The 8,347-nt window shown below is 62.4% G+C and carries 10 protein-coding genes and 2 pseudogenes; 9 read left to right on the top strand and 3 right to left on the bottom strand.

Annotation, left to right across the window (positions count from 1 at the left end; all coding sequences use genetic code 11):
- Nucleotides 1-87 (bottom strand): annotated as a pseudogene (locus tag EN879_RS39915) (LysR family transcriptional regulator); the annotation flags it as partial.
- Nucleotides 88-179: 92 nt separating this feature from the next.
- Here EN879_RS39915 and EN879_RS15200 point away from each other — a divergent pair.
- From EN879_RS15200 to EN879_RS15170, 7 genes are all read left to right on the top strand, one after another.
- A complete protein-coding gene (locus EN879_RS15200) occupies nucleotides 180-338 on the top strand; it encodes a hypothetical protein (RefSeq protein WP_082826450.1) in 159 nt (52 codons plus the stop codon).
- 84 nt (nucleotides 339-422) lie between these two features.
- The gene (gene yidD, locus EN879_RS15195) at nucleotides 423-797 is read left to right on the top strand and encodes a membrane protein insertion efficiency factor YidD (RefSeq protein WP_027162584.1); all 375 of its coding nucleotides are present in this window, start codon (nucleotides 423-425) and stop codon (nucleotides 795-797) included.
- Nucleotides 798-932: 135 nt separating this feature from the next.
- Entirely contained in the window at nucleotides 933-1,760 is an 828-nt protein-coding gene (gene blaOXA / locus EN879_RS15190) for a class D beta-lactamase (RefSeq protein ID WP_013531977.1), read from the top strand.
- A gap of 176 nt (nucleotides 1,761-1,936) precedes the next feature.
- Nucleotides 1,937-3,913 (top strand): threonine--tRNA ligase, encoded by a 1,977-nt coding sequence (thrS, locus tag EN879_RS15185; protein WP_027162582.1) that lies wholly within the window; start codon nucleotides 1,937-1,939, stop codon nucleotides 3,911-3,913.
- 84 nt (nucleotides 3,914-3,997) lie between these two features.
- The gene (locus EN879_RS15180) at nucleotides 3,998-4,936 is read left to right on the top strand and encodes a GNAT family N-acetyltransferase (RefSeq protein ID WP_063167876.1); all 939 of its coding nucleotides are present in this window, start codon (nucleotides 3,998-4,000) and stop codon (nucleotides 4,934-4,936) included.
- Nucleotides 4,937-5,041: 105 nt separating this feature from the next.
- The gene (locus EN879_RS15175) at nucleotides 5,042-5,317 is read left to right on the top strand and encodes a type II toxin-antitoxin system ParD family antitoxin (protein ID WP_063167877.1); all 276 of its coding nucleotides are present in this window, start codon (nucleotides 5,042-5,044) and stop codon (nucleotides 5,315-5,317) included.
- Nucleotides 5,307-5,621, top strand: a complete 315-nt coding sequence (locus EN879_RS15170) for a type II toxin-antitoxin system RelE/ParE family toxin (protein ID WP_063167878.1) — start codon at nucleotides 5,307-5,309, stop codon at nucleotides 5,619-5,621. The genes EN879_RS15175 and EN879_RS15170 overlap by 11 nt, the downstream gene beginning before the upstream one ends.
- A 20-nt stretch (nucleotides 5,622-5,641) precedes the next feature.
- Here the strand turns inward: EN879_RS15170 and EN879_RS15165 are convergent, their stop codons facing one another.
- Complete coding sequence (locus tag EN879_RS15165; RefSeq protein ID WP_013531974.1) at nucleotides 5,642-6,604, bottom strand: hypothetical protein; 963 nt, start codon at nucleotides 6,602-6,604, stop codon at nucleotides 5,642-5,644.
- Nucleotides 6,605-6,761: 157 nt separating this feature from the next.
- Between EN879_RS15165 and EN879_RS15160 the strand changes: the two genes are divergently transcribed.
- Nucleotides 6,762-7,346, top strand: a complete 585-nt coding sequence (locus EN879_RS15160; protein ID WP_024505355.1) for a nitroreductase — start codon at nucleotides 6,762-6,764, stop codon at nucleotides 7,344-7,346.
- Nucleotides 7,347-7,955: a flavin reductase family protein gene (locus EN879_RS15155; RefSeq protein WP_024505354.1), complete on the top strand. Its 609-nt coding sequence runs from the start codon at nucleotides 7,347-7,349 to the stop codon at nucleotides 7,953-7,955.
- A gap of 17 nt (nucleotides 7,956-7,972) precedes the next feature.
- Here the strand turns inward: EN879_RS15155 and EN879_RS15150 are convergent.
- Nucleotides 7,973-8,347, bottom strand: a pseudogene (locus EN879_RS15150) (TetR/AcrR family transcriptional regulator); the annotation flags it as partial.

Genomic DNA, 8,347 nt, shown 5'->3' with positions numbered 1-8,347 from the left:
CTCCTCGGCGGCCCGGCTGAAGCTCAGATGCCGGCCCGCCGCCTCGAAGCTCCTCAATGCCGTCAGCGGCAGGCGCCCACGCTTCATTTCGCATAACCCAGGATTATCCGAAGTGGAAATTATACTCGTTTGAAGGCGAAGGCCAGCGGCGGTCTAATCCATGTCGAAGGAGACCGACCATGATCCAGTTGCTGAACATTTTTGGCGATGTCATGCGGATCGTGACGTTTCAATGGCGTGACGAAAAGCAGCATTCAAAGCGCCGCGAGGGGCCGGCCAGTCGTGGCCGCTGGGCGCCGTCGGCTGACAGGCAGCCGTTTCGCCGTTCCCGTCCGTGATGGCGGGGCGCGCAAGGAGCGGGGATTGCGTTCTCCGGCGGAAGTCCACATCTATCGCCTGGGAAACGCGATACGGAGACTGTGGTGCGCGACCAGCATGGGCATGCGCATATAGACGGGTCGCAAAAACGCGGCCGCAACTGGCCCGGCCCCTGGCGCAAGACGCCAGGCCGTCTCCTCGGCACGTCGCTCGTGCGCCTCTACCAGCTGACGCTGTCGGGCTTTGTCGGCAATTCCTGCCGGCATCTGCCGACCTGTTCGGAATATGCGCATGAGGCGATCGCCCGCCATGGCCTGTGGGCCGGCGGCTGGATGGGATTCTTCCGCGTGCTGCGCTGCGGGCCATTCGGCACGCATGGCATAGACCTCGTGCCGGAGGCGCTTGCGGATCGCTATCTCTGGTTCATGCCCTGGCGGTACTGGCGGATCGGCAGCAAGCGCGGCAAAGCGCAGGAATGATGGCCGGGGAGAATAGCAGGTTTACGATCCGGTAGGGTTAACAACAGCCTGCACAAAGACTGCGCATTTGAGACAAAATCGAGACAAGAGACCCCGCTAAGCCGCTCGCGAACCCCCTTCTGGAGCGAGCAGAAAATGCGCAATTTCGACCGTCTTCCCTTCATCTTTGCCGGGATCCTGTTCCTGCTCGCCTGGCTGCTGGGATTTCCGCTGCGCGCGCAATCGGCGCCGCTGGGGGATTTGCAGTGCACGGTGATCGCCGATGCGGCGAGCGGCAAGACGCTTTACCAGGACGGAGTGTGCGACCAGCGGTTCAGCCCGGCCTCGACGTTCAAGGTGCCGCTGTCGCTGATCGGCTATGACAGCGGGATCCTGAGCGACGAGCATACGCCGGCGTGGGACTACAAGCCGGAGTTCAAGGCGGTGAAGCGGGACCAGAAGACCGTCGATCCGGTGATCTGGGAACGGGATTCGATCGTCTGGTTCTCCCGTGAAATCACCAGTCGGCTCGGGCCGGAAAAATTGGCTGGCTATGTCTCCAAATTCGGCTACGGCAATGCCGATGTTTCCGGCAATCCCGGCAAGAATGATGGTTTGACCCAATCCTGGATAAACTCCTCGCTCAAGATCACGCCGGTCGAGCAGGTCGATTTCCTGCGCAAGCTGCTGGCCCGCAAGCTGCCTGTCTCGGCCAGGGCCTACGACATGACATCAGCCATCATCCCGACCTTCCAGGCCGGAGGCTGGACGGTGCAGGGCAAGACCGGAAGCACCAGGCTGCGCAACGATGCCGACAAGGTTCAGGATAAGCGCTCGCTTGGGTGGTTCGTCGGCTGGGCGAACAAGGATGGCCGCCAGATCGTCTTTGCGCGCCTTGTCGTCGACACCGATCGGACCGATATGCCCAAAGGCCTCAAGACCCGAGCCGCGTTCCTGAAGGACCTGCCGCTGCTCATCAAATGAAGTCTGACATTTGAGCCGGGCTTTACGGCGGCGGAATCTGTCCATAAAAGACAGCCGCTGCCGGACGCATCCGGCCTACTCTTTGCATGTCGTAACCCCAAAACCGTCCACACACTTTTGGGCGACATGCATTTCAACCACCCGCGCTCGTTTGCGGGACTGGATAGGAGATATACATGCTGAATTCCGTTTCCCTGACATTTCCCGATGGCTCCGTCCGCGAATACGACGCGGCGATGACCGGTGCCGGCCTCGCCGAATCGATCTCGAAGTCGCTGGCCAAGAAGGCGGTCGCCTATGCGATCGACGGCACCGTCCGCGATCTCAGCGATCCGCTTGGCAAATCCGGCAAGGTCGAGATCGTCACCCGCGACGACCCGCGCGCACTCGAACTGATCCGTCACGACGCCGCACATGTGTTGGCGGAAGCCGTGCAGGAATTGTGGCCGGGAACGCAGGTGACCATCGGGCCGGTGATCGAGAACGGGTTTTACTACGACTTCGCCCGCAACGAGCCGTTCACGCCTGACGATTTTCCCGTGATCGAGAAGAAGATGCGCGAGATCATTTCGCGCAACAAGCCGTTCACCAAGGAAGTCTGGTCGCGCGACAAGGCGAAGAAAGTGTTTGCCGACAAGGGCGAACGCTACAAGCTGGAGCTGATCGACGCCATTCCCGAGGATCAGGATCTCAAGATCTACGCGCAGGGCGACTGGTTCGACCTTTGCCGTGGCCCGCACATGGCCTCGACGGGGCAGATCGGCAACGCCTTCAAACTGATGAAGGTGGCCGGCGCCTATTGGCGCGGCGATTCGAACAATCCGATGCTGACCCGCATCTACGGCACGGCCTGGGCTGATCAGGCGCAGCTCGAAGCCTATCAGACGATGCTGGAGGAGGCCGAGAAGCGCGACCACAGGAAGATCGGCCGCGAGATGGACCTGTTCCATTTCCAGGAAGAGGGGCCTGGCGTCGTCTTCTGGCACGCCAAGGGCTGGAAGATGTTCCAGAACCTGGTCAACTACATGCGCCGCCGCCTCGACGAGCAGGGCTATCAGGAGGTCAACGCGCCGCAGGTTCTCGACAAGAGCCTGTGGGAGACGTCAGGCCATTGGGGATGGTATCGCGACGCCATGTTCAAGGTGACGGTGGCCGGCGACGATACCGATGACGACCGGATCTTCGCTCTGAAGCCGATGAACTGCCCGGGCCATGTGCAGATTTTCAAGCATGGGTTGAAGTCTTATCGCGATCTGCCTGTCAAACTTGCAGAATTCGGCAACGTCCACCGTTACGAACCATCCGGCGCGCTGCACGGGCTGATGCGTGTGCGCGGTTTTACGCAAGACGATGCGCACATCTTCTGCACCGAAGAGCAGCTGGCGGCGGAATGCCTGCGCATCAACGATCTGATCCTGTCGACCTATGCTGATTTCGGTTTCGACGAAATCAGCGTCAAGCTGTCGACGCGGCCGGACAAACGCGTCGGTACCGACGAGGCGTGGGATCACGCCGAGGCGATCATGGGCGGCGTGCTGGAGACGATCAGGACACGGTCCGGCAATCGCATCAAGACCTCGATCAATCCGGGTGAGGGCGCCTTCTACGGGCCGAAATTCGAATATGTGCTGAAGGATGCCATCGGCCGCGAATGGCAGTGCGGCACGACGCAGGTCGATTTCAACCTGCCGGAGCGGTTTGGCGCCTTCTACATCGGCTCGGATTCCGAGAAGAAGCAGCCTGTCATGGTTCACCGCGCCATCTGTGGCTCGATGGAGCGCTTCCTCGGCATCCTGATCGAGAACTATTCCGGCCATTTCCCGCTGTGGTTCGCGCCGCTGCAGGTGGTGGTGGCGACGATCACGTCGGATGCCGACGACTATGCGACCGAGGTGGTGGCAAAGCTGAAGGCCGCTGGGCTGTTGGCGGAAGCGGATCTGCGCAACGAGAAGATCAACTACAAGGTCCGCGAGCACAGCCTGGCCAAGGTTCCGGTCATCCTCGTCTGCGGCAAGCGCGAAGCGGAAGAGCAGACGGTCAACATGCGCCGACTGGGCTCGCGCGACCAGGAATCGCTTGGCCTTGACCAGGCGATCGCGCAACTGACTGAGGAAGCCGTCACACCCGACCGCCGGCGCAAACGCGCGGCCTGATTGGCATGGTTTCGACCAAATGGCGGTGGAGCGATCCACCGCCATTTTCATATCCCTGTCACGCCGACCTTGTAACGAGCCCCTATGCTCAAGTTGAAATTGCGCGAACGACCCTTTCCCGAGCTTTCCTATGCCAATCCGCGCCAGCCGGCGCTGACGCGCTGGTTCATACATTCGGTCGAAGGCTTGTCGGGCCGCGACCGCTACACAGCACTTTATGATTTCTGGCGCCGCCAGATCGTGCCGACCGGCGAACGCGTGTTCAGCCGCATGCTCGACCTGATCGACGTGCGGGTGCGGACCGCTGATCAGTGGCCGCCCGCGCAATTGCCGGACACGCCGCTGGTGATCGTCGCCAATCATCCGTTCGGCATCGGTGACGGTATCGCCGTGCTGTCGCTGGCCGAGCAGCTCGGCCGTCCGTTCCGGGTGATGATCCACAAGGATCTGCTCAAGATCCGCGAGATGGAGCCTTATTCGCTGCCGATCGACTTTTCGGAGACCAAGGATGCGCTGAAGAACAACATGGCCGTGCGCCATGAAGCGGTGCGCCTGTTGAAAGAGGGCGTCACCATCGTGGTATTTCCGGCCGGCGGTGTCGCCACCGCGCCAAAGGGTTTTGGCCGGGCGCGCGATCTGCCGTGGAAGATGTTTCCGGCCCGCCTCGTCCAGGACGCCAGGGCGTCGGTCATCCCGATGCATTTTTCCGGGCAGAACGGCAGGCTGTTCCATCTTGTCAGCGGGCCGATGAACATGGCCGAGCGCGACGGCCGGGTGGCCAAGTTCGTCGGCAAGGCCTCGCTGACGCTGCGCACATCGCTGCTCATCCACGAATTCGCGCGGCTGTCGGGCAAGGCGATCGACGTGCGCGTCGGCGATGTGCTGAGCTGGAGCGAACTGGAGCCGTTGCGCGACCGCAAGGCCTTGCTCGACCGCCTCCATCGCGGCGTGTTCGACCTGGCGCCAGCTTTGCCACGCCGCCGGATCCCGTTCCTGCCGGCGCGGACCGAACTGGCGGCTTGAACAATAAACGTCCGGCTCACAGGGCCGAGTCTTGGCTGGCCGTTGAGAAAAATAGTATGACACTGTAATGTCATGCGCTATATTAGGGCAAGGAAAGAGCTTGCCATGAGAACCAGCAAACCGATCACCGTGACCCTCGGCCGCCAGCAGGCCAGCGTTGACGTACGCCTGGCGTCGGGTGCCTACGACTCCGCCAGCGAGGTGATGCGCGCCGCGCTGCGCGCCCTCGACCGCGAAGAGCAGACCATCACCGCGATTATGCGCGCCAAGGTCCAGGAAGCCCTTGACGACCCGCGTCCGGACATCCCGGCAGAAGACGTCTTCAAAGCGCTGCGCGCCCATCATGCGGACCGCATGAAGGCCTCCAAGCTTGACACATAAGGTCGTCTTCAGACCGGCGGCTCAAGCCGACCTCTTCGCCATCTACGACTACATCGAAAACGACAGCGGGAGCAGACGTGCCGACGACTATGTCGACCGCATAGAGGCCGCGTGCATGGCGCTGTCCAACTTCCCGGAGCGCGGGACCGTGCGCGACACTGTTGGCCCCGGCGTCCGCATCGTCGGCTTTGAACGCCGCGTGTCGATCGTTTTCCGGGTCGACGGTGACACCGTGGTCATCCTGCGCGTGCTCTACGGCGGACAGGATTATCCTGCTGGTTCAGAGGATGACGCAGACACCTGATTCTTCTGGTGGATTGCGAACTAATCCGCGCCTTCTTCAGGATCCATCGCCGCGGCCTCGGTGGCCAGAACCTCGATTTCCTGGTTCTGCCCGGCCACGACCGTAAAATCCTTCTGGTAGATGCGGTCGCGGTTCTTGGCGATGATGGTGTAGTCGCCCTCGGCCAGCACCATCGAGGCGAAAGCGCCGACGGTTTCCTTGATCGGATCGCCGGACTCGTTGAGCAGTGACCAGGACGTGTCGGCGATCGCCTCGCCACCGGTTTCGCGCACCAGCTTCATCGTGATCTCGGCGGCGTGATGCTCGACGGTGGCTTCGGTCAGCTTGCCGGCCTCGACGCGGATGTCGGAGCGAATGACTGCATTGACCGCGCCATAGGTCGAGACGACATGGTAGATGCCGGCGTTGAGCCGCACGACGCTGTTGGGCTCGACATCGGGAATGATCAGCGCGCGGTCGCCATTGGCCTCGGCAGTGCCCTCGTAGATCGAAAAGCGCAGCTTCTTCGGTGGAATGCGCACGCCGCCGGACAGCACGGCGTCGAGCTTGAGGCCGCCGGCATCGAGCACGAGGCTTTCGCGCTTGGCGTCCTTGCCGACAGTGATGCGTTTGGTGGCGCCGGCCCGGCCGTAGGAGGCGTGAACCAGATAGCTGCCGGGCTCGAGCTGGAAGACGGCGGTGCCGCCATGCGAGGAGGCGACCATCGGCAATTTGCCGTTGACGGCTTCCGGCTTGAAGACCCGCCAGACGATGCCGCGCGTGATGTCGGAACCCTTGTCGGTCAACTGGGCAGAGAGTGTGATGGCACCGCCGCCGCTCAGCGCCAGTGACGTCTCGCCTTTCGGCGTCGCGTAGCTCGAAATTCCCGGAAGCTTCAGGTCGCTGACACCGTCGACATTCTGCGCCATGGCGAACGAAACCGGCGCCATGAACAGCAGGGCGCCGAGCCAGACCAGGAAAAGACGGACAGTCCCCTCAAACATGCCTTGCGTTGAAGCCCATGGCGGTGGCAATTTCAAGGCTTAAGAGTCCGACCGATACGACTCTTCCGTCCGGCGTATCCCGCGCCAATGCCCGAGCCGCCCGAATCCCCGATGGTGCGCTTCAGCTCAAAACAGAATGTCCAGGAGACTTGCGCCCATGGCGTCGCCGATCATCGACTTCCTGCTGACCCGAAACTCCGCACCGATTCCAGATCTGAAGGAGCCGGCGCCGAGCGATGCGGAGATCGCGACAATGATCACTGCTGCCTCCCGGGTGCCCGATCATGGCCGGTTGGAGCCCTGGCGCTTCATCCTCTACCGTGGCGACGCCCGCGTCGAGATCGGCAGGCAACTGGCAGCACTTGCCGAGCAGCGGGAGGGCCCATTGACGGAGGGCCGCCGCAATCAGGAACTGGCGCGGTTCTCGCGCGCACCGCTGGTGATCGGCGTCGTATCTGTCCCCAGGGAGAATCCAAAAATCCCGCAATGGGAAATGTTCCTGTCGGGCGGCATGGCGGCGATGAACCTGATGATATCAGCCAACGCGCTGGGCTTTGGCACCAACATGATCAGCAACTGGTATTCGGATGTGCCGGAGGGCAGGGCACTGCTGGGGCTGGCGCCGCAGGAGCGGGTCATCGGCTTCATCCATATCGGCTCCTATGCCGGCCCGGCGCCGGAGCGGCCCCGGCCCGATCCGGCAAAGCTGTACAGTGACTATTCGGGGCCGTGGGTCGGCTGAATGTTCTACGAGCCTTCAAAGGGCCACGGCCTGCCGCACGACCCTTCGAAGGCGATCGTGGCGCCGCGTCCGATCGGCTGGATTTCGACACTGAACAGGGCTGGTGAGATCAACCTCGCGCCGTATTCCTTCTTCAATGCCGTTTCGACGCGGCCTTTCATCGTCTGGTTCTCCTCCGAAGGCGAGAAGGACAGCGCCTCCTTCGCCCAGGAAACCGGCGAGTTCGTGGCCAATCTGGTCAGCCGCGATCTCGCGGAGAAGATGAACCGCACGTCGGTCAATGCTCCGCGCGGCGTCAATGAGTTCGTCTATGCCGATCTTGCCATGGCGCCGTCGCGCCTGGTCGCCCCGCCGCGCGTGGCGGCAGCGCCGGCCGCGCTCGAATGCCGGGTGACTGAAGTTTTTCGGCCAAAGGCCCTGGACGGGTCGCCGACAAGTGCCGTTATCGTCGCCGGTGAAGTGGTCGGCGTGCATATCGACGACGCCTTCCTGACGGACGGCCTGTTCGACATCACCAAGGCCGGCAATGTCGCTCGTCTCGGCTATATGGACTATGCCAGCGTCGACGAGGTGTTTTCGATGCGCCGGCCGCGCTGGGACAAGGACTAGATATCAGGCTCGGCCAGCTACCGCGCCTTGCCGGAACTCGTTCGCCGCCTGGCGGTCATGACGGTGCGCACATAGCCGGGCTCGCCGATCCGAATGCTTCCATCGGGCAGGCCCAGTATGCGGTCGAGGGCGATCTCGTAGAGCCTGACGCGTTTCTCCAGGACTTCGATCGCGGCCTCCATGTCGGCGTCGCTGCCGCCGGCAATGGCCTTGGCGACGACATCACGCGTGGCCATGCCGAATTGCATGACGATGTCGGCGACACCTTCCGGATCGAAGGTCCTGAAGGTGCCGTCTTCGATTCCTTGCCTGATGACCTTGACCAGCAGCGGTGAAAACGACGCGCTGGCGGCCAGATTGATACGGTGGAAAAGCACCAGATTCTCAGGCCG

The organism is Mesorhizobium sp. M7A.F.Ca.AU.002.02.1.1 (assembly GCF_003998535.1).
Classification (GTDB): Bacteria; Pseudomonadota; Alphaproteobacteria; order Rhizobiales; family Rhizobiaceae; genus Mesorhizobium; species Mesorhizobium ciceri.
This window is presented reverse-complemented; position numbering and strand designations above follow the sequence as displayed.